This is a genomic window from Sphingomonas sp. GW821-FHT10F11, assembly GCF_058809095.1.
In genome coordinates this window covers 217,706-238,098 of the sequence record NZ_JBXASH010000001.1, presented here as the reverse complement: position 1 = coordinate 238,098, position 20,393 = coordinate 217,706, and the positions used below count along the sequence as shown (strand labels likewise).

General features: G+C 64.2%; 24 protein-coding genes. 13 read left to right on the top strand and 11 right to left on the bottom strand.

Annotation, left to right across the window (positions count from 1 at the left end):
• Positions 1-144: 144 nt before the first annotated feature.
• The 6 genes from mltG to fabD all read right to left on the bottom strand — a co-directional run bounded on the left by mltG (position 145) and on the right by fabD (position 5,012).
• Positions 145-1,113 (bottom strand): endolytic transglycosylase MltG, encoded by a 969-nt coding sequence (gene mltG, locus AC1RT8_RS01140; protein WP_493073482.1) that lies wholly within the window; start codon positions 1,111-1,113, stop codon positions 145-147.
• Between the two features lie 6 nt (positions 1,114-1,119).
• Positions 1,120-2,379 (bottom strand): beta-ketoacyl-ACP synthase II, encoded by a 1,260-nt coding sequence (fabF, locus tag AC1RT8_RS01135; RefSeq protein WP_493073479.1) that lies wholly within the window; start codon positions 2,377-2,379, stop codon positions 1,120-1,122.
• 145 nt (positions 2,380-2,524) lie between these two features.
• Complete coding sequence (locus AC1RT8_RS01130; protein ID WP_272627031.1) at positions 2,525-2,761, bottom strand: acyl carrier protein; 237 nt, start codon at positions 2,759-2,761, stop codon at positions 2,525-2,527.
• A 106-nt stretch (positions 2,762-2,867) separates the two neighbouring features.
• Positions 2,868-3,605: a 3-oxoacyl-[acyl-carrier-protein] reductase gene (fabG, locus tag AC1RT8_RS01125; RefSeq protein ID WP_493073475.1), complete on the bottom strand. Its 738-nt coding sequence runs from the start codon at positions 3,603-3,605 to the stop codon at positions 2,868-2,870.
• Between the two features lies 1 nt (position 3,606).
• Positions 3,607-4,035, bottom strand: a complete 429-nt coding sequence (locus AC1RT8_RS01120; protein WP_493073472.1) for a GxxExxY protein — start codon at positions 4,033-4,035, stop codon at positions 3,607-3,609.
• Between the two features lie 41 nt (positions 4,036-4,076).
• Entirely contained in the window at positions 4,077-5,012 is a 936-nt protein-coding gene (gene fabD, locus AC1RT8_RS01115) for an ACP S-malonyltransferase (RefSeq protein ID WP_493073467.1), read from the bottom strand.
• A 176-nt stretch (positions 5,013-5,188) separates the two neighbouring features.
• Here fabD and AC1RT8_RS01110 point away from each other — a divergent pair, with 176 nt between their 5' ends.
• From AC1RT8_RS01110 to AC1RT8_RS01090, 5 genes are all read left to right on the top strand, one after another.
• The gene (locus tag AC1RT8_RS01110) at positions 5,189-5,560 is read left to right on the top strand and encodes an RcnB family protein (protein WP_493073465.1); all 372 of its coding nucleotides are present in this window, start codon (positions 5,189-5,191) and stop codon (positions 5,558-5,560) included.
• 169 nt (positions 5,561-5,729) lie between these two features.
• Positions 5,730-6,152, top strand: coding sequence for a 30S ribosomal protein S6 (rpsF, locus tag AC1RT8_RS01105; protein WP_372853702.1), 423 nt, complete (start codon positions 5,730-5,732; stop codon positions 6,150-6,152).
• Between the two features lie 14 nt (positions 6,153-6,166).
• Positions 6,167-6,391 (top strand): 30S ribosomal protein S18, encoded by a 225-nt coding sequence (gene rpsR / locus AC1RT8_RS01100; protein WP_034158365.1) that lies wholly within the window; start codon positions 6,167-6,169, stop codon positions 6,389-6,391.
• A 12-nt stretch (positions 6,392-6,403) separates the two neighbouring features.
• A complete protein-coding gene (gene rplI / locus AC1RT8_RS01095) occupies positions 6,404-7,012 on the top strand; it encodes a 50S ribosomal protein L9 (RefSeq protein ID WP_493073459.1) in 609 nt (202 codons plus the stop codon).
• Between the two features lie 435 nt (positions 7,013-7,447).
• Positions 7,448-8,101, top strand: coding sequence for a CAP domain-containing protein (locus AC1RT8_RS01090; RefSeq protein WP_493073457.1), 654 nt, complete (start codon positions 7,448-7,450; stop codon positions 8,099-8,101).
• Positions 8,102-8,485: 384 nt separating this feature from the next.
• On the opposite strand, the gene dapA is transcribed toward AC1RT8_RS01090, so the two are convergent.
• Positions 8,486-9,367: a 4-hydroxy-tetrahydrodipicolinate synthase gene (gene dapA, locus AC1RT8_RS01085; RefSeq protein WP_493073454.1), complete on the bottom strand. Its 882-nt coding sequence runs from the start codon at positions 9,365-9,367 to the stop codon at positions 8,486-8,488.
• A gap of 89 nt (positions 9,368-9,456) precedes the next feature.
• Here dapA and AC1RT8_RS01080 point away from each other — a divergent pair, with 89 nt between their 5' ends.
• The 3 genes from AC1RT8_RS01080 (at position 9,457) to AC1RT8_RS01070 (ending at position 12,484) form a co-directional block, all read left to right on the top strand.
• On the top strand, positions 9,457-11,448 hold the full coding sequence (locus AC1RT8_RS01080) for a lytic transglycosylase domain-containing protein (protein ID WP_493073452.1): 1,992 nt from the start codon (positions 9,457-9,459) through the stop codon (positions 11,446-11,448).
• Between the two features lie 95 nt (positions 11,449-11,543).
• Positions 11,544-12,026, top strand: coding sequence for a GreA/GreB family elongation factor (locus AC1RT8_RS01075; RefSeq protein WP_493073449.1), 483 nt, complete (start codon positions 11,544-11,546; stop codon positions 12,024-12,026).
• Between the two features lie 77 nt (positions 12,027-12,103).
• Positions 12,104-12,484, top strand: coding sequence for a DoxX family protein (locus AC1RT8_RS01070; RefSeq protein WP_493073444.1), 381 nt, complete (start codon positions 12,104-12,106; stop codon positions 12,482-12,484).
• Here AC1RT8_RS01070 and AC1RT8_RS01065 read toward each other — a convergent pair whose 3' ends face one another.
• Positions 12,485-13,447 carry a hypothetical protein gene (locus tag AC1RT8_RS01065; RefSeq protein ID WP_493073441.1) on the bottom strand — a complete coding sequence of 321 codons (963 nt, stop codon included), beginning with the start codon at positions 13,445-13,447 and terminating at the stop codon, positions 12,485-12,487. It abuts the gene before it with no gap.
• A 256-nt stretch (positions 13,448-13,703) separates the two neighbouring features.
• Between AC1RT8_RS01065 and AC1RT8_RS01060 the strand changes: the two genes are divergently transcribed.
• Positions 13,704-13,988 carry an acylphosphatase gene (locus tag AC1RT8_RS01060; protein ID WP_372853684.1) on the top strand — a complete coding sequence of 95 codons (285 nt, stop codon included), beginning with the start codon at positions 13,704-13,706 and terminating at the stop codon, positions 13,986-13,988.
• 5 nt (positions 13,989-13,993) lie between these two features.
• Here AC1RT8_RS01060 and AC1RT8_RS01055 read toward each other — a convergent pair whose 3' ends face one another.
• Positions 13,994-14,440, bottom strand: coding sequence for a nucleoside deaminase (locus AC1RT8_RS01055; RefSeq protein ID WP_493073433.1), 447 nt, complete (start codon positions 14,438-14,440; stop codon positions 13,994-13,996).
• A 147-nt stretch (positions 14,441-14,587) separates the two neighbouring features.
• On the opposite strand from AC1RT8_RS01055, the gene AC1RT8_RS01050 reads away from it, so the two are divergent.
• Together AC1RT8_RS01050 and AC1RT8_RS01045 are read left to right on the top strand one after the other, a co-directional pair.
• On the top strand, positions 14,588-14,869 hold the full coding sequence (locus tag AC1RT8_RS01050; RefSeq protein ID WP_493073427.1) for an acylphosphatase: 282 nt from the start codon (positions 14,588-14,590) through the stop codon (positions 14,867-14,869).
• A gap of 49 nt (positions 14,870-14,918) precedes the next feature.
• Positions 14,919-15,494, top strand: coding sequence for a Uma2 family endonuclease (locus tag AC1RT8_RS01045; RefSeq protein ID WP_493073423.1), 576 nt, complete (start codon positions 14,919-14,921; stop codon positions 15,492-15,494).
• A 55-nt stretch (positions 15,495-15,549) separates the two neighbouring features.
• On the opposite strand, the gene ettA is transcribed toward AC1RT8_RS01045, so the two are convergent.
• A complete protein-coding gene (gene ettA, locus AC1RT8_RS01040; RefSeq protein ID WP_493073419.1) occupies positions 15,550-17,229 on the bottom strand; it encodes an energy-dependent translational throttle protein EttA in 1,680 nt (559 codons plus the stop codon).
• Between the two features lie 185 nt (positions 17,230-17,414).
• On the opposite strand from ettA, the gene AC1RT8_RS01035 reads away from it, so the two are divergent.
• Both AC1RT8_RS01035 and AC1RT8_RS01030 read left to right on the top strand, forming a co-directional pair.
• Entirely contained in the window at positions 17,415-18,803 is a 1,389-nt protein-coding gene (locus tag AC1RT8_RS01035) for a M20/M25/M40 family metallo-hydrolase (protein ID WP_493073416.1), read from the top strand.
• A gap of 129 nt (positions 18,804-18,932) precedes the next feature.
• Positions 18,933-19,163, top strand: a complete 231-nt coding sequence (locus AC1RT8_RS01030; protein ID WP_493073411.1) for a hypothetical protein — start codon at positions 18,933-18,935, stop codon at positions 19,161-19,163.
• A gap of 93 nt (positions 19,164-19,256) precedes the next feature.
• Here the strand turns inward: AC1RT8_RS01030 and mgrA are convergent, their stop codons facing one another.
• A complete protein-coding gene (gene mgrA / locus AC1RT8_RS01025) occupies positions 19,257-20,318 on the bottom strand; it encodes an L-glyceraldehyde 3-phosphate reductase (protein WP_493073407.1) in 1,062 nt (353 codons plus the stop codon).
• Between the last annotated feature and the right edge of the window lie 75 nt (positions 20,319-20,393).

The window sequence follows — 20,393 nt, the reverse complement described above, 5'->3', positions numbered from 1 at the left end:
CCCGGCGTCATTGGCAAACCGATTTACCCGTCATGCCGGACTTGTTCCGGCATCCGCCTCTCCGCAAGCAATCAGCCTTTGGTTTGCGGCACGGTGGACTCCAGGACAAGCCCGGAGTGACGAGGTTGGGCTATATCGCGCGCCTCACATCTCGCCGCGGGCGCGCCTGATCGCATACCATTTCTGGACGTTCGCATTATGCTGTTCGAGCGTGTCGGCAAACACATGGCCGCCGGTGCCGTCAGCGACGAAATATAGCGCGTTCGACTGTTCGGGATTCAGCACCGCATCGATCGAAGCACGGCCCGGGTTGCAGATCGGGCCGGCGGGCAGGCCCGTCATCGCATAGGTGTTGTAGCCGTTGTTCGCCTGCAGCTCGGACCGCAGGATGCGCCGGCCCAGCGGGCGCCCCTTGGTCACCGGATAGATCACGGTCGGATCGGCCTGGAGCATCATCCCGCGCTTCAGCCGGTTGGAATAGACCGCCGCCACCATCCGCCGTTCGCTCGACTTGCCGGTTTCCTTCTCGACGATCGATGCGAGGATCAGCGCCTCGCGCGGCGTGCTCACCGCGATGCCCGGCTTGCGCTTCTCCCAGGCCGAAGCGAGATAGCGCACCATCGCGCGCTGCATCCGCTCGACCATGAAGGCCTTGGTATAGCCGCGCTCGAAGCTGTAGCTGTCCGGCAGCACCGTTCCCTCGATCGGCACCGCCACGGTTCCCTCAAGCCCCGGCGTCTTGTCCAGCGCAGCCTTGACCATCACCGACGGCCAGCCCTCGGGGATCGTCACGAAACGCTGCAGCGTCTTGCCGCCCTGCAGGACCTTCAGGATATCGGCCTGGCTGAGATGCGCCGGAAGCCGGTATTCCCCGGCCTTGATCGGGTCGCCCGAGCCCAGGAAGCGGGCGAACAGCCGGAACTGGTTCGCCGAACCGATCGCGCCCGCCTTTTCAAGCTGGGCCGACGCGGTCGCCAGGCTGGTGCCCTGTGCGATCGTGACGGTGGTATTGCGCTTCAGCGGCCCGGGGCCGGCCCAGATCTGCAGTCCGAAGAACGCCGCCGCGATCGTCGCAAGGACGATGAGCAGGCCAAGGCATCCGAGCTTGCGCACGGCCCCCTAGACGGCCCGCATGACGAGGCTGGCATTGGTACCGCCAAAGCCGAAGCTGTTGTTCAGCACTGCCTTGATCGACCGCTTCTTGGCGACATGCGGCACCAGATCGACGCCGGCGCAATTCTCGCTCGGATTGTCGAGGTTGAGCGTCGGCGGCGCGATCTGGTCACGCAGCGCCAGGATGCAGAAGATGCTCTCCACCGCGCCTGCGCCGCCGAGAAGATGCCCGATCGCCGATTTGGTCGAGCTCATCGACAGAGTGTCGATGTTGTTGCCGAACAGGCGACGCACCGCGTTCAGTTCCAGCTCATCGCCGAGCGGCGTCGAGGTGCCGTGCGCGTTGATATAATCGATGTCCGACAGCGCCAGACCCGACTTCTTCATCGCCATTTCCATCGAGCGGAACGCACCCGATCCTTCCGGATGCGGTGCCGTGACGTGATAGGCATCGCCCGACAGGCCGTAGCCGATCACCTCGGCATAGATTTTCGCACCGCGGGCCTTCGCCCGCTCATATTCCTCGAGCACGACCACGCCGGCGCCCTCGCCCATCACGAACCCGTCGCGATCGACATCATAGGGCCGGCTGCCCTTTTCAGGCGTATCGTTGAAATTGGTCGACAGCGCGCGCGCCTGTGCGAAACCGGCGATGCCAAGCGGGCAGATCGCGCCCTCGGCGCCGCCCGCGAGCATTACATCGGCATCGTCCATCGCGATCATCCGCGCGGCGTCGCCGATCGAATGCGCCCCGGTCGAGCAGGCGGTCACGACGGCGTGATTCGGGCCCATCAGGCCATATTTGATCTGCACCTGACCGGTGATCAGGTTGATCAGGCGGCCGTGCACGAAATGCGGCGACACGCGACGCGGGCCCTTTTCGTGGAGCACGATCGATTCGCTGGCGATGCCCGGCAGGCCGCCGATGCCCGCGCCGATCGAGCAGCCGGCGCGGAAGCGCTCCTCCTCGGTCATGTCGGTCAGGCCGGCGTCCTCGAGCGCCTGGCCTGCGGCATCGATGCCGTAGATGATGAACGGATCGACCTGGCGCTGCACCTTGTGATCGACGCGCTTGCCGGGATCGAAGCCATATTCATGCTCCGGCGGCTTCACCTCGCAGGCGATGCGGCACGCATAGTCGGTCGCGTCGAAGCGCGTGATCGTGCCCGCGCCCGATTTGGAGGCGATGATGTTCGCCCATGCGGTTTCCACATCGGCACCCAGCGGCGTCACAAGCCCGAGCCCGGTTACGACAACACGGCGCATGGCCATCTCCGTTCTTCATTCGTCAAATTGGGGTCGTCAAATAGGAACGGCCCCCCGCCCCGGTATGTTGCCCTGGGACGGGGAGCCGCTCATGCATTCCTGCCTGCAAAAAGGCCAGGCGGGCGCCGGGGCGCCATCCGCCAGATCAGTCCTTATGCTCGTCGATGAAGGTGATCGCGTCCTTGACGGTCGTGATCTTCTCCGCGGCGTCATCGGGGATTTCGACTTCGAATTCTTCCTCGAAGGCCATCACCAGCTCAACGATATCGAGGCTGTCCGCGCCCAGATCGTCGATGAAGCTCGCGTCTTCGGTGACCTTGTCGGCTTCGACGCCGAGATGCTCGACGACGATCTTCTTAACCCGGTCTGCGGTCTCGCTCATTGTTATCGTCCCTCTATCGCTGGGGGTTTCATTTCCTGAACGCACGTAGAACGCGCTTGGTGCCCTTGCAAGGGGGCGCAGCCCCGGGAAACGGCACCGATCGCGATCAGATCATCGCCATGCCGCCATTCACGTGCAGAGTCTGTCCCGTGACATAGCCCGCCTCGCGGCTCGCGAGATAGACCACCGCCGCGCCGATATCGCCGCCCTCGCCCATATGCCCGGCGGGAATGCGTGCGTTGAGCGCCTCCTTCTGCGCATCGGGCAGCGCATCGGTCATCGGCGAGGTGATGAATCCCGGCGCCACGCAGTTGACGGTGATGCCGCGGCTCGCCAGTTCCTGCGCCAGCGCCTTGGACATGCCGACCAGCCCCGCCTTGGACGCGGCATAATTGGCCTGGCCGGGGTTGCCGGTGGTGCCCACCACCGAGGTGATCGAGATGATTCGCCCGAACCTGGCCTTCATCATCGGCCGCGCGGCGGCGCGCGCGATACGGAACGCCGCCTCCAGGTTGACGCGGATCACCTGGTCCCATTCGTCGTCCTTCATGCGCATGACGAGATTGTCGCGGGTGACGCCGGCATTGTTGACGACGATGTCGAGCTTGCCGAGCGCCTCGACCGCGCTTGGCACCAGTGCATCGACTGCCGCACCGTCGGAAAGGTCACAGGGCAGTGCGACATGATCGCCGCCGAGGCTGTCCCTGAATGCGTCGAGCTTGGCCGCATTGGACCCCGAAACCGCCAGCCGCGCGCCCTGCCCCGCCAGCGCCTGCGCGATCGCTGAACCAATCCCTCCCGAAGCGCCGGTCACCAGCGCGGTCATGCCTGTCAGGTCGAACATTCTAATCTCCATTTATTTTGTTCGCGCGGAGGCGCGGAGGCGCAGAGGGTTTGTGGTTGTTGACGAGCCGTCGGATACCTTCCTTTAACGTCTCGCCGCCGAAATTGAGAAGCAGCCCGACTGGCTGCCCCGTCAAACGGAGATAGGTCAGCAATTGCTTCGCGTGCATCGGATTCAACCGCTCGATCGATTTGATTTCGACGATCAGACGATGATCCACCAACAAGTCGATCCGGAAAGCGGCATCAAACCGCAACCCCTCAAATTCGATAGGTACAGCCACTTGTCGAGCGACTTCGTAGCCCATTGCAGCGAGCTTCGCAGCAAGGACGGTTTCATAAACGGTCTCAAGCAATCCCGGGCCCAGGTCGCGATGCAGACGCAAGGATACATCGATCACGTCACCGGAGATCGTATCGATATCCTTCACCGCGACCTCTCTGCGCCTCCGCGCCTCCGCGCGAACAAAACTTAAAGCGTCTTCGCCAGCGCCTCGATATCGTCCATCGAGATCACGCTCGACGCATCCACATCGGCCACGATCCGCTTGACCATCGGCGCAAGCACCTTGCCGCCGAACTCGATGAAACGCTCGACCCCCGTATCCGACATCGCCAGCACCGATTCCCGCCAGCGCACCATGCCCGTCACCTGCTCGACCAGCAGCCGCCGGATCGTGTCGACATCGCCGACCGCCGTCGCTGTCACATTGGCGAACACCGGCACCAGCGGCGAATCGATCCGTGCTTCGGCCAGTGCCTTCTCCATCGCGTCGGCCGCCGGCTGCATCAGCGGGCAATGAAACGGCGCCGACACCGGCAACAGCACCGCGCGCTTCGCACCATATTCCTTGGCGATGGCCACTGCCCGCTCGATCGCACCGCGATGGCCCGATATCACCACCTGGCTCGGATCATTGTCGTTCGCTACGGTGCAGACTTCGCCCTCCGCCGCGGCATTGGCGATGATCCGCGCCTTTTCGAGATCGGCGCCGAGCAGGGCCGCCATCGCGCCGACACCGACCGGGACCGCCGCCTGCATCGCCAGCCCGCGATGCTTGAGCAGCAAGGCAGTGGTCGGCAGGTCGATCGCCCCTGCTGCGCACAAGGCGCTATATTCGCCAAGCGAATGGCCGGCGACGTAATCGGCTTTGTCGGCCAGGCGGATGCCGCCTTCCTTCTCCAGCACGCGCAGCGTCGCGATCGCATTGGCCATGATCGCCGGCTGGGCGTTCTCGGTCAGCTGCAGCTCGTCCTCGGGCCCCTCGCTCATCAGCTTGAAGAGATGCTGGCCCAGCGCCTCGTCGACTTCCTCGAACACGGCGCGGGCGACGGCGCTGGCGTCGGCGAGGGCACGGCCCATGCCGACCGCCTGGCTGCCCTGTCCGGGAAAGATGAATGCACGCATGGGCCGGCTCCTGTGAGATCAGGCGGGTGGGACTAGAAAGCTGAACGAACTTAGGCAAGCCGCGACAAATGGCGACCATTTCGGCCCCTTATCGGCACGGGCCTGCGACAACCGACTCCTAGATAGGTGTTCGACGCCAAGCGAGGCGCCGTGAAAGACACCGAGGAGTGAGTATCATGAAGAAGTTCATCCTGAGCGCGATCGCCGTCTCGATGGTCGCGAGCCCGCTGGCCGCCACCGCAGCTTCGGCCGGCCAGTATCAGCCCCAGCAGCGCCATGAGACGGTCGTCCGTCATCAGCCGGGCAAGACCGTCGTCGTCCAGCGCGACTATCGCCACAGCCGCCCCCAGTATCGCAACGATTGGCGCCGGGGCGAGCGGTTCGACTATCGCCAGGCCCGCAACTACCGCGTGATCAACGATTATCGCGGCCGTCACCTGAAGGCCCCGCCCCGCGGCTACCGCTATGTCCAGTCGGGCAATGATGCGCTGCTGGTCGGCATCTCGAGCGGCGTGATCGCAGCCATTCTGGCCGGCGCACTTCGCTAACACCCAAAGATCGGGCGGAAGGCTTGCCTTTCGCCCGATTTCCGCTAAGGGACCGCCATCGGGGTGGGAAGCGCCAGCTTTCCGCCCCGGTTGCATTGAGAGACGATAGCCGGAGGGGCGTTGCGCATGGTGCGTACGTCAGCGATCGGCCAAGAGAAGAGAAAGCAGCATGGCTCTGTACGAGCACGTGTTCCTTGCGCGCCAGGATCTGGCACAGGCGCAGGTGGATACGCTGGCGGAAACCGCCACCAAGATCATCGAAGACAATAAGGGCAAGGTCGTGAAGACCGAGTCATGGGGCCTGCGCAGCCTCGCGTACAAGATCGCGAAGAACCGCAAGGCGCATTATGTGATGCTCGAAATCGACGCGCCGGCCGGTGTTGTCGCCGAGCTGGAGCGCCAGACCCAGATCAACGAAGACATCATCCGCTACATGACCGTCAAGGTCGACGCCCTCGAAGAGGGTCCGTCGGTGATGATGCGCAAGAGCGATCGTGACCGTGAGCGTCGTGGTGACCGCGAGGGCCGTGGCGACCGTCCGGACCGTGGTGACCGGCCCGAGCGCCCGCGTCGCGACTTCGACGGCGAATAAGGAGCATATAGACAATGGCACGCCCATTTTTCCGCCGCCGCAAGAGCTGCCCGTTCTCCGCGAAGGACGCCCCCCGGATCGACTATAAGGACGTCCGGTTGCTGCAGGGCTTCGTGTCCGAGCGTGGCAAGATCGTCCCGAGCCGCATCACTTCGGTGAGCGGCAAGAAGCAGCGCGAGCTCGCCCAGGCGATCAAGCGCGCCCGTCATCTGGGCCTGCTGCCCTACATCGTTAAGTAAGGAGCCGGACTCATGGATGTGATCCTGCTGGAACGAGTCGAAAAGCTCGGCAACATCGGCGACGTGGTGAAGGTGAAGGACGGTTTCGCCCGTAACTTCCTGCTGCCGAACAAGAAGGCGCTTCGCTCGAACGAAGCCAACCGCAAGGTCTTCGAGAAGAACCGCGAGAAGATCGTGGCCGACAACGCCGCGCGTCGCAGCGAAGCGGAGACCGAAGCCAAGACGATCGACGGCATCACGCTGACGCTGATCCGCCAGTCGTCCAACACCGGCCAGCTCTACGGCTCGGTCGCGGTGCGCGATCTGCTCGAGCTGCTCGAGGCCGAAGGCCACAAGGTGCCGAAGTCGGCGATCGTGCTGAACAAGCCGATCAAGGCCATCGGCGTCTATGACGTGAAGGTCGCCCTGCACGCCGAAGTCGCCGTGACCATCAAGGTCAACGTCGCACGCTCGCCTGAAGAGGCCGAGATGCAGGCGAAGGGCGTCGACGTGATGTCCGCGATGTTCGAGAAGGACGAAGCGGGCTTTGTCGAGGCGTACGATCCGAACGCCGAGCCAGGCGCGACCGCCGAGGTCCAGACCGAAGCGGCACCCGAAGCGGAAGAGTCGGCCGAAGGCTGAACGACCGCGAGGTTCGCATAGAAAAAGGGCCGTCCGGCGTTTCGCCGGGCGGCCCTTTTCTGTTGTCCCGCCCTGAAGCGGGTAACGGGTTGTTTCGGCGTTACGGCGCTGCGACGCACGCACCCACCACCGCGACCAGCGGGATCAGGGCGAGGAAGATCGGAACGACGGATTTCATGGCCTGTTTCGTTTCATGTTCGAGGAACTTGAAATGGAAATGCGCACGGGGCCGGAAGGTTTCAACAGGATGAACAAGAATTTTTTACGGTGAAGCGGAACTTTTGAGCGACGAACCGATAGCTGGGCAACGATCATCGTGGTGACAAGGTTACCACCACGTCAGCCAATTGCATTTTCCATTCGACAAGCTAGCATCCCTAAGTCGTTGATAGTCGCTGCAATCATGTCGCGATCACGCCTTGGGGGCTTCGGAAGATGGGGATCGGTCGCACCGTGGCGGCGCTTGGCCTGGGCTGGCTGGCCCTGGTCGCGGCGGATCGGCCTGCGTCGCTTGAGGATTCGGTCCTCGACGAGATCAACTATGTACGGGCCAACCCCCAGAAATATGCCGATGAGCTGCGCCAGTATCGCGATCTGTTCGACGGGCACGTGGTACGGCTGCCCGGCGACCCGGTCGGCGAAATGACACGTGAGGGGGCCTATGCGGTCGACGAAGCAATCGCTTTCCTCGATCGCCAGAAACCCCTGCCCCCGCTAGCTCGCGGCGCATTGCTTGAACTCGCTGCACGCGACCTTGTCGAGGAACAGGGCGAAACCGGCCGCAATGGCCATCGCTCGGCCGACGGCGCCATGCCCGGCGACCGGGTGAAGCGCCACGGCGGCGACATCTTCGTCAGCGAGACCATCTCCTACGGCTATAGCGAGCACCATGCGGTGGTCCGCCAGCTCGTCATCGATGACGGCGTTCCCGGCCGCGGCCACCGCGCGCTGGTCTTCGCGACCGGCAACCGCTTCGCCGGCGTCGGCTGCGGCACGCACCCGACGGTGCGCTACATGTGCGTGATCGACTATAGCGCGACGGCCAATGGCGGCCCGCAGCTACCGACCTTCGTCGCCTCCAGCCGGTAGGTTATTTCACCGAGTTCCAAGTTCGTTTCGAGCGGCGTCGAGAAACCTCGCGCTCGATCCGCCTGAGCGCCGTCGATTCAACGTTACGAAGAACCGTCGCATTCAGTGATGGTCGAGGCGCCGTTGGCGCCACGATCCGCTCTTTCTCATTGATGGAAGTACCGAAGGAACTCAGTTTCAGCGCGAGGTGGAATCCCTGTTCCGGTCAGGTTTTCCCTGTTATTCGGCAAAATTTCCCTGTTATCGAATAACAGGGAATTTGCCTTCAAGTCATTGGAATCACCAAAGGAATTACCAGAAGAACCAGCCAAAACAGACAAATAGAAACAAATTCCCTGTTAATTTGCCGGAACAGGGAATTTCTTCCGCCGCGACACAACTGACCTACAGCAATCCGGCGCGTGCCAGCCCCGCATCCACCGCCCGTTGGCTCGCCTCGCCCGGCCAGGTCATCGGCAGGCGCAGCATCTTCGGGAAACCCGGGCGGACCCGGCTGAGCGCATATTTGATCGGCCCCGGCGACGCGTCGGTGAACAGCGCAACGTGCAGCGCGAACAGGCGATCTTGATAGTCGAGCGCCCTGGCATAGTCGCCCGCCTGGCACGCCGCCTGGAACTCGGCGCACAGCCGGGGCGCAACGTTCGCGGTTACCGAGATACAGCCCCTGCCCCCGTTCGCGTTGAACGCCAGCGCCATGTCGTCATTGCCCGAGATCTGGCAGAAATCGGGGCCGCAGGCCTCCCGCTGGGCGGAGACGCGCTGGATGATCCCCGTCGCATCCTTGACGCCGACCACGCGCGGAAAGGCCTTCGCGATGCGTCCCATCGTCTCGACCGCAATGTCGGTGACGGTGCGGCCGGGCACATTGTAGAGCACGATCGGCAGGTCGCAGCTGTTCGCCACTGCCTCGAAGTGGCGGAAGATGCCTTCCTGATTGGGGCGGTTGTAATAAGGCGGCACCATCAGCGCCGCATCGGCGCCGGCGTCCTTCGCCGCCTTGATGTTCTCGATCGCGACGCGCGTGTCGTTCGAGCCCGCACCGGCAATCACCGGCACCCTGCCCGCCGCCTGCTCGACACAGACGCGAACGGCGTGGAAATGCTCCTCGGCCGACATGGTCGCCGCCTCGCCCGTCGTGCCGCACGGTACCAGGGCCGTCGAGCCCTCGGCGATCTGCCACTCGATGAAATCGCGATACGCGCCCTCGGCGAATGCGCCGTCTTCCTCGAACGGCGTGACGAGCGCCGGGATCGAACCCGAAAACATGGTTGATGTGCTCCTACGGGACGGTGATTCCGTCGCATTTTCGTAATTTGTTCAGCGACAAATAAGGTCCGCTCCCATATCCTGTCCACATGATACCGTCACTGATCAAGTCGGCATTGCTGTTCGCCGGTGTTTCGGGCCTCGCGGTCACCTCCGGCGTGGCACAGGATCAACTCGGCTGGGGCCGCGCGCAGCAGGCCCTCCAGGGCTCCGCCGTCGCGAACAGCGCGCTCTCCGCGACGATCACCGAATGGAAAACGCTCCAGGACAGTTCGAGCTATCCGTTCGAGACCTATGCGCGCTTCCTGCTCGCGCACCCCGGCTGGCCCGGCGAGATGGCGATGCGGCGCAACGCGGAGAATGCACTGTCCGCCGGCAACTGGTCGCCGGGCACCGCCGTCACCTATTTCCGCCGCTATCCGCCGCTCACCGGCGCGGGCAAGACTCGCTTCGCCGAAGCATTGTCGGCGACCGGCGCGCGCGACGAAGCGAACCTCGCCGCCGAAAAGGCCTGGGTGTCCGGGTCGCTATCCGCGCTCGACGAGGCGAAGCTGATCGGCAGCTTCTCCGGCGCGCTGACCTCGGTTGATCATGACGCCCGCATGGACATGCTGCTCTGGCAGGGATCGATCCAGTCGGCCCAGCGCCAGCTCGCCCTGGTCAGCCCGTCGAAGCGCCCGTTGTTCGAGGCCCGGCTTGCGCTTCGCACCAACGCGCCCAACGCGGTGGATCTCGCAGCCGATACCAATGGCATCGGCGCGGGCGACCCCGGCTATCTTGCCGACCGCGCCGCCTGGTTCCGCAACAACAATGCCTCGCCCAGCGCGCGCAGCCTGCTCGCCCGGCGCCAGGCGCTCACGTCGCGCCCCGGCAGCCCGGAAAAATGGTTCGAAACCCTGCTGACCAACGCGCGCGGCGCCGCTGCCGATGCGCAATACTCGACCGCCTTCGATATCGCACGCCAGCTCGACGATACCTATCCGGCCGGCACCGATGTCAGCGAAAAGCCTTATGGCGAGCGCGACGATTATACGAGCCTGGCCTGGCTCGCCGGGCAGACCGCCCTGAAACAACTCGGGCGGCCCGCCGACGCGATCGGCATGTTCACCCGCTACGGCAGCGCCTCGAAGACGCCGACGACCCAATCGAAGGGCTTCTACTGGGCCGGCCGCGCCGCTGAAGCCGCCGGGCGCCGCGAGGAAGCAAACAGCTATTATGCGCGCGCCGCCGGCTTCCGCGACCTGTTTTACGGCCAGCTCGCGACCGAGCGGCTCGGCATGGCGCTGACGCCCCCGGGCGATCCGCTGATGAAGCCTGTCGATCCGCAACTCCGCGCCGCCTTTTATGGCCGCGAGACGGTGCGCGCCGCGCAATATCTCGGCACGGTCGGCGCGTGGCAGGACCAGACGGCGTTCGTCCGCCAGATCGCGATCGACGCGAAGACCGACAGCGATCATGTCCTCGCGACCGAATTGTCGCGCAGCCTCGGCCGGCCCGATCTCGGCGTGATGGTAGGGCGCAGTGCCCTGCAGAACGGCCTCAGCGAATACAGCACGGTCGGCTTCCCCAATGTCCGCGTGCCGGCCTCGAGCCAGGATAGCTGGACGATGATCCATGCCATCGCGCGGCAGGAAAGCCAGTTCGATCGCGCCGCGGTCAGCCACGCCGGCGCGCGTGGGCTGATGCAGCTCATGCCGGGCACCGCGCGCGAGACAGCGGGCAAGCTGGGCATGTCCTACGATCCGGGTTCGCTCACCAACGATACCGATTACAACATCATGCTGGGGTCGAGCTATTTCGAACGTATCTACCGGCTCTATGGCAGCTATCCGCTGGCCGTGGCGGCGTACAATGCCGGCCCCGGCAATGTGAACAAATGGCTGCGTGCCAATGGCGATCCGCGTACGCCCGGCGTCGACATGATCGACTGGATCGAGGCGATCCCGATCTACGAGACCAAGAACTACGTCCAGCGCGTGCTGGAGAATGCGGTGGTCTACGACCTGATGAACCCGTCGCGCTCGCGCTCAAGCGGCGCGAGGCGGATCAGCTGGTATCTCGGCAAGAACACCCCGGGCTGAGAGCAACCGTCACCCCGGACTTGTTCCGGAGTCCATCGTGCCGCACACACAACGTTCGCCGCATCTGCGGAACAAGCCCGGCATGACGGAAGAACATGGACCGCCCCAACTACATCACGCCCACCGGCTATAACGCCCTCAGCACCGAATATCGGATCCTGCTCGGCGACGAGCGCCCCAAGCTGGTCGAGGTCATCTCCTGGGCGGCGGGCAATGGCGACCGCTCCGAGAATGGCGACTATATCTATGGCCGCAAGCGCTTGCGCGAGATCGACCGGCGGCTCGGCTGGCTGGCGAAGCGGATGAAGGCGGCGGTGGTGATCGATCCCGCTGCCCAGCCCGACCGCTCGCGGGTGTGGTTCGGCGCCACCGTCACCATCGCTGATGAAGACGATACCGAGCGGGTCCTCACCCTGGTGGGCGACGATGAGACCGACGCTGGCGCTGGCCGCATCGGCTGGAGCGCGCCCCTCGCCCGCGCGCTACGCGGTGCTGCCATCGGCGACCTGCGCCGGGTCACCCTGCCCGCGGGCGAACGCGAGTATGAGGTGATCGCCATCGCGTACCCGGCAACCTAGCGTTTCCGGCGGACCAATTGACGGCGCTCGCCCGTCATGAAACGATCGTGCAGCGAAACGACCCGAGAGGAACCGTCATGCCGATCCCCGCGACCTGGTCTTCCCAGCTTCTCAGCATCCTGCGCATCGTCGCTGGTCTGGGTTTTCTTCAGCACGGCGTCTCGAAGTTCTTCGGCATCCCGCCCTTCCCTGCGCCGCTCAACCCGTTGCTTTACGTCGCCGGCGGACTCGAACTGGTCGGCGGCACGCTGATCGTGATCGGACTCTTCACCCGGCCGGTCGCCTTCGTCCTTTCCGGCATGATGGCCGTCGCCTATTTCATGGCGCATCTCCCACAAGGCTTCTTCCCGGCCGCCAATGGTGGTGAAGCGGCGATGCTCTACTGCTTCATCTTCCTGTACCTCGCTGCCGCCGGCGGTGGTGCATGGAGCGCTGACGCCGCCCGCACCAGGGCGTGATCACCCCTTGGCCGGCGGCGGACAGGCCCCGTACTCGGCGATGGCCTTTTCGAGCAGCGGCCTGACCTTGGCCGGCGGCATATGCGCCATCTCGGTCAAGGGCATCGTCGTGCCGATCTTCTGCGCCAGCAGATAGCCGAGATAATAGCCGAAGCGCGGCGGGAACGGGCCGCCGCTCGGCCGGCCGAAGAAGAAGGGCGCGTAATCCGCCTGCCCGGTGGCGTCGAACTTGGCGCGTGCCAGGCACATCGCCTCGTTGAGCCTCGGATTAACCGCGGCGGGCAGCGGCTTGGGAATAGTGAGCAGGAGCTGACGCTCGCTCGCCCCCGGGTTCATCCGCGACGCGACGTACACCGCCATCCCTTCCTGCCACAGCGAGCACCAGAGCGCGTCGCAGTCGGGAAACCAGGTGGCGTGATAGAGATGGAACAGCTCGTGATCGAGGAACGGTGCGATCGTCGTCTCGTCATGGATCTTGGCGATCACGTCAGCGCCGAAGATCATCACGTTGCGCCCGTTGATGGTCCGCGATCCCCCATCCATCTGGCCGAGCGAGTGGACCAGATAGACCGGCATGTTGAGCTTGTAGTCGGGGAAGGTCTTGAGGAAGCGAGTCTGGCCGGTCGTGAAGGCCTGGGCGAACGCATCGGACGCGGCAGTATATTTCTCGCGGATGGCCGGAAAACCGGTCAAGGCCGCCGCGACCGTGGCGTCATACTCCGCCTCGGTCCGTCCATTGGGCTGGTAGAAGCCGGGGAACAGGGCATTGAAGCGTGCGCGGAATAGCCGGACTCGGTCCGTCTCCGGCATTGTCGCGGTCTCGTCGACAAATGCCGCGAAGGCGGCGGTATGGGAGGTGAAGTCTGCGGATGTCACCACAGCCGCCGTATTCTCGTGCGGTACTGCGGGCGCCGGGTTGGCCTGCACCGCGAGCGCAGCCGCCATCAACGTTGCGAGAATCATTGTGGCATTCCTCCCCGATCGAACCGTGTTGTTCGGGCAATACGCCACGCGCCTGATTTCGCAAGGCGCGGCCAGGTCGGGCATCGGGATGTGAGAAGGCTCCGCTAACCGTCTCGAAAATCAGTCATCTCACGCCGGAAGCTGCCGGAATCGCGGTGAATCCGGTTGCGCCCGGCTTTTGGCCGGATCGGCCGCTGTTAGGGTTTGCGTCTGGCCGGGCGGGGGTCGCACGGTCGTGTAAAGCGAGAAACGACAAATGAGCGCGACACAGAGAATGATCGTGAGCGGCAAGGTGCAGGGCGTTGGTTATCGGAACTGGACGATCTGGACGGCCAATGCGCTGGGCGTGACGGGTTGGGTCCGCAACGTCCAGAACGGCAGCATCGAAATCATGGCATCGGGCGAGGACCAGGCACTCGACGCACTGGTCGAGGCTTGCCGCCAGGGGCCGCAGCTTGCCCGGGTCGACGATATCGAGGTGCAGCCGGTCGGTGAAATCCACCTCAAGGGCTTCAACAAGCGCCTCGGGATCCAGGCATAGTCGCCTCAGCCCTCGGCGATATCCTCGTTCCACAGCGCCGGATGCTCGGCGATGAAGCGTGCCATCAGCTCGATGCAGCGCGAATCGTCGATCACGTCCACGCGCACGCCTCGTTCGCGCAGGAAGTCTTCGTTGCCGCCGAAATTCCGGTTCTCGGCGATCACGACATGAGGAATGCCGAACTGCACGATCGTGCCCGCGCACATCATGCAGGGGCTGAGCGAGGTATAGAGGATAGTATCACGATAATGCGGGCGGCGGCCGGCGTTGCGCAGGCAATCCATCTCGCCATGTGCGATCGGATCGCCTTGCTGGACGCGCCGGTTATAGCCCTCGCCCAGGATTCGCCTGTCGCCGACCAGAACCGATCCGATCGGCAAGCCGCCCTCGGAGCGCCCCTGGTCGGCCAGTTCGAAGCAACGGGTGACGAAAGGGGCATGCAGGTCGCTCATCGGCGCAGGCTATCGCCGTCCGGTGGCCAGGTCGAGAGCGCGACGAAAACTGCCTCGATTACGATATCTGCCCCCACCGGCGCCGACCTTGCGGACCGATCATGCTAGGATCGCCGCCGTCAGCGCCCGCCCTCAGGGAATGAGCCAATGACCAGCACGACTCAACGCGTCTTCATCTCCGGCAAGGTCCAGGGCGTGGGTTTCCGCGACTGGGTGGTCCGCCACGGCAAGGCGCTCGGCCTGATCGGCTGGGTCCGCAACCGCACCGACGGCCGGGTCGAGGTCCTGGTCATCGGCGACAGCGACGCCTCCACGGCCCTGATCGACAAATGCCGCGAGGGCCCTCCCCTCGCACGCGTCGAGCATATCGAAGCCCATGCCGACGGCGAGCGGCCGCCCAAGGGATTCACGAAGCGGTTTACACTGTGACCAATCAACCATTGGTGGAAAATCGCGCCTTCCGTGATAGCTTCCTGCCATGACGGAGCTTCTGCCCCTCAATACCTCGCCCCTTCCCGTGAAGCTGCGTGTCGAGGACTATCTGCTTCTCGACGAAGCCGGCGCGTTCGACGCCTATCGCAAGACCGAGCTGATCGGGGGGGGCGTCTATTTCATGAACGCCCAGCATCGACCTCATGCGCGGATCAAGTCGCGCCTTCATGTGCTGCTGGCAGGGGCACTGGCGCAGACCAATCCCGGAATCGAGGCCGTGGTCGAGGGCTCGGTAGCGATACCGCCCACGAACGCGCCGGAACCTGACATCGTGCTGACGGTGGAAGCGGAAGGCGACGGCCTCATCCCGCTCGCGTCGGTGCGGCTGATCATCGAAGTGTCCGACGCAACACTTGCGTTTGACCTCGAAGACAAGCAGCGCATCTACGCCGCAGCCGGCGTGCCCGAATATTGGGTCGCGGACGTGAACGCCAAGGTGATCCACCAGATGTGGCATCCCCGAGGCGATACCTATGCAGAGAGACGCGCGACTGCGTTTGGCAACCCCATCGAGGCGGCCTCGATCGCCGGGCTCGTCATCGAGACAAATCCACTTCGCTAGCGTTTCGGGGATCGTCGACCCACCGTCACGCAGGCCGACGAGACGTTCCCAGGGCTCAGCGCGTCAGCTTCTTGTACGCCAGGCGCGTCGGCCGGTCCGCCGCATCGCCCAGGCGGCGACGCTTGTCCGCCTCATAGCTCTCGAAATTGCCCTCGAACCACTCGACATGGCTGTCGCCTTCGAACGCGAGGATGTGGGTCGCGAGGCGATCGAGGAAGAAGCGATCATGGCTGATCACCACGGCGCAGCCGGCAAAGCTCTCCAGCGCCTCTTCGAGCGCGCGCAGCGTCTCGACGTCGAGATCGTTGGTCGGCTCGTCGAGCAGCAGGACGTTGCCGCCCTCCTTGAGCATCTTGGCGAGGTGGACGCGGTTGCGCTCGCCGCCCGATAGCTGGCCGACCTTCTTCTGCTGGTCCTGGCCCTTGAAGTTGAACGCGCCGACATAGGCCCGCGTGCCGAGTTCCTGCTTGCCGAAGCGGAAGACCTCGAGCTTGTCGGAAATCTCTTCCCAGACATTCTTGTTGGGGTCGAGATCGTCGCGGCTCTGGTCGACATAGCCGAGCTTTACCGTGGTCCCGATGTCGATCGTGCCCTCGTCCGGCTGTTCCTGGCCCGTGATGAGCTTGAACAGGGTGGACTTGCCCGCGCCGTTCGGCCCGATCACGCCGACGATGCCGCCCGGCGGCAGCACGAAGTCGAGATTCTCGAACAGCAGCTTGTCGCCATAGGATTTGGTCAGCCCCTTGGCTTCGATCACCTTGCCGCCGAGACGCTCGGGGAGCTGGATCAGGATCTGCGCCTTGCCGACGGTGCGGTTCTCCTGCTTCTCCATCAGCTCGTCGAAGGCGCGGATACGTGCCTTCGACTTGGTCTGGCGCGCCTTGGGGGTCTGGCGCATCCAGGCGAGCTCGTCGGCGATCGCCTTGGCCTTGCCCTGCTCCTCGCGTTCCTCCTGCTCGAGCCGCTTCACCTTCTTTTCGAGATACCCCGAATAGTTGGATTCATAGGTGTAGTAGCGGCCGCGATCGAGCTCGAGCACCCAATTGACCACGTTATCGAGGAAATAGCGGTCATGGGTCACCAGGATGACGTTGCCGGTATATTCCTTGAGGTAGTTCTCCAGCCACTGGACGCTCTCGGCGTCGAGATGGTTGGTCGGTTCGTCGAGCAGCAGGATGTCCGGCTTTTCGAGCAGCAGCTTGCACAAGGCGACGCGGCGCTTCTCGCCGCCCGACAGATTGGTGACCGGGCTGTCGCCCGGCGGGCAGCGCAGGGCCTCCATCGCGATCTCGAGCTGGTTGTCGAGGCTCCAGCCATCGACGGCGTCGATCCGGGCCTGGAGATCGCCCATTTCCTCCATCAGCGCGTCGAAATCTGTGTCGTCCTTGGGATCGCCCATCTCGGCCGAGATCGCGTTGAAGCGATCGACCAGGTCGGCAACGGGACGCACGCCGTCCTTGACATTGTCGATGACGTTTTTGGTCGGATCGAGCTGCGGCTCCTGCGGCAGGTAACCGACCTTGATGCCCTCGGCAGCCCAGGCCTCACCGATGAAATCGGGGTCGATGCCGCCCATGATCTTCATCAGCGTCGACTTGCCCGAGCCGTTGGGGCCGATGATCGCGATCTTCGCGTCGGGAAGGAACTGGAGGTGGATATTGTTGAGCACCGGCTTCGCGGCACCTGGGAAGGTCTTGGTCAGACCCTTCATCACATAGCTGTACTGCACGGCCATCGCCGATTGGCTCCGTCTTTGAATGCGGGGAATTTCGCTGGCGCATGTAGTGGTTGCAGGGCCGCTTGGCAAACCGGATCATGTCCAAAAATCCGTCGGCAGGGCGCTTGTCGAAACACCGTGCTTGCTTCTAAGCGACACTATCACGGCCCTGCGGTTTTCCAGGGCGAACGGAGGGTCCGATCTTGCGCAATGTCTCCCTTTTCGCGGCGCTTGCCGCCTCCGCCCTCGCCTTTCCGGTCGCCGCGCAACAGCCGCCGCTCGATCCGGCTGTCGGCAAGCTGCGCGACGCGGCGCTGAAGGACGATGTCGCCTGGGATATCGTCGAAGGACTGACCACCGAGATCGGCCCACGACCGGACGGATCGCCGCAACAGGCCAAGGCACGCGAATGGGGCGTAGCGAAGCTCAAGAGCCTCGGCTTCCAGAATGTCCGCATCGAGACCTACCAGCTCGACACCTGGGCGCGCGGGCTGGAGAGCGCTGAGGTCGTCTCGCCCTATCCGCAGCCGTTGCGCCTCACCGCGCTCGGCAATTCGGGCGCGACGCCGCCCGAGGGCCTGACCCTGCCGATCGTCTTCTTCCCGAGCATCGAGGATCTGCGCGCCGCACCCGATGGCAGCCTGAAGGGCAAGATCGCCTTCGTCTCCAACACCATGCAACGTACCATGGACGGCTCCAGCTATGGCAGCCAGGGCGCCGCGCGACGCCAGGGACCGAGCATCGCCGCGAAAAAGGGCGCCAGCGCGATCGTCATCCGCTCGATCGGCACCGATCATGGCCGCGGGCCGCACGCCGGCGTCACCAATTTCGAGGCGGGTATCACCCCGATTCCCGCAGCCGCCCTGTCGGTGGCTGATGCCGCCAACCTGGAACGCATGGTCAAGCGCGGCAAGCCGGTAACGCTCCACCTGCTGCTCACGCCGAAGCGGGTCGGCATGCGCGACTCCGGCAATGTCATTGCTGAAGTGCCTGGTACCGATCCCGATGCCGGAATCGTCCTGATCGGCGGCCATCTCGACAGCTGGGATCTCGGCACCGGCGCGATCGACGATGCCTCGGGCGTCGGCATCACCACCGCTGCGGCGAAGATGCTGCTGGATTCGGGCAATCGCCCGCGCCGCACGATCCGCATCGTCTGGTTCGGCGATGAGGAAACCGGCGGCTTCGGCGGCGAGGCCTATGCCAAGGCGCATGTCGGCGAACGTCATGCGATCGCGACCGAATCCGACTTCGGGGCAGACCGGGTCTGGCGCTTCCAGACCAACCTGCCCGACAGCGCGAAGCCGGTCGCCGACCGGCTGGCGGCGGCGCTCACTCCGATCGGGGTGATTCGCGGTCCGGGCAAGGCCAATGGCGGCACCGATGTGGAGCCGGTGCTGGCGACGGGTGTGGCGGGGATCGACCTCAACCAGGACGGCCTGCGCTATTTCGATTATCACCATACGCCGGAGGACACGCTCGACATCATCGACGTGGATCAACTCCGCCAGAATGTCGCTGCATGGACAGCGATGCTTGCCGTGGTTGCGAACGCGCCGGAGGAGATTGGGCCGGTTACGATCAAGAAATGACGGAAAACCGTGATCGAACCTTTCTGTAAGATGAATTGCGATTGACGCACCTGCAACGTCCGCTATGAAAAGCGGCTCGTGGTAGCAATCGGGCTGGCCGCGAAGTTTGCTATGCTTGGGAGCATCCGCATGAAGAAGATCGCCTTTGTTCTCGCCGCCGCCGGCCTGATGTCGCTCGCCGCCTGCACCAAGCCCACTCCTGTCGAGAACAACACGGCAGCGATTGGGGACAACCTGGACGCAGTCGCTGACAACATTGATGCGGTTGCCGACAACACGTCGAACGCTGTTGCCGCCGACGCGCTCGAGAACGCTGCGGATGGCCTGCACAATGCAGCCGACGCCGTGACGGCCAACTGATCGGATTGGCCGGGCTTCGGCCCGGTCGATTGATTCGAGAGGGCGTCCCTTCGGGGGCGCCCTTTTTCGTTGGGCGCCTCATCCGATCGACAATCAGGCGGCCTGCTCGCTTCCGAGCGCCGATGAGACCTTCCACAGGTCGATCCCGCCCTCGCCGGCATATTGATCGATCTCCCGCAGTTCCGCCTCGTCGAATCCCAGCCGTTTGACAGCATCGAGCGAATCATCGAGCTGTTGCACCGTCCGCGCACCAATCAGAGCTGAGGTGACCCGCGGATCGCGTAGCACCCAGGCGATCGCCATCTGCGCCAGCGTCTGACCGCGCCGTCCGGCGATCGCGTTCAGCGCGCGAATCCTGGCAAGATTTTCGTCGGACAACATCCTCTGGCCCAGCGACCCACTTTTAGTTGCTCGAGCGCCTTCCGGCACCCCGTCCAGATATTTGCTGGTGAGCATCCCCTGGGCGAGCGGCGAGAAGGCGATGCAGCCTGTGCCCAGCTCGTCCAGCGTGTCGAGCAACCCGTTCTCGACCCAGCGATTGAGCATCGAATAGCTCGGCTGGTGGATCAGCAGCGGCACCCGCTCCTCGCGCAGGATCGCGGCGGCCTTGCGGGTCAGCTCGGACGAATAGGAGGAGATGCCGACATAGAGCGCCTTGCCCTGGCGGTGCAGGTGGGCGAGCGCGCCCATCGTCTCCTCAAGCGGGGTCTTGGGGTCGACGCGGTGCGAATAGAAGATATCAACATAATCGAGCCCCATGCGCTTGAGGCTCTGGTCGCAGCTCGCGATCAGATATTTGCGCGATCCGCCGACATCGCCGTACGGCCCAGGCCACATGTCCCACCCGGCCTTGGTCGAGACGACCAGCTCGTCCCGGTGCCCGGCAAGATCGGCGGCGAGCACGCGGCCGAAATTCTCCTCCGCAGATCCGTAGGGCGGGCCGTAATTGTTCGCGAGATCGAAATGGGTGACGCCCCGGTCGAATGCGCGGCGCAGCATCGCCCTACCGGTCTCGAACACGTCCTCCCCACCGAAGTTCTGCCACAGGCCGAGCGAGATCGCCGGCAGGTCGAGCCCGCTCCTGCCGCACCGGCGATAGGGCATGCGTCCATCATAGCGTGCGGGATCGGCGGTATAGGGCATGGGATATGACACGGATAACTCCTGTGGCGAATCGAGGCATTCAGGGCCGGATGGCGGTATGGTCGCCATACCATTTCCCCGGCACGT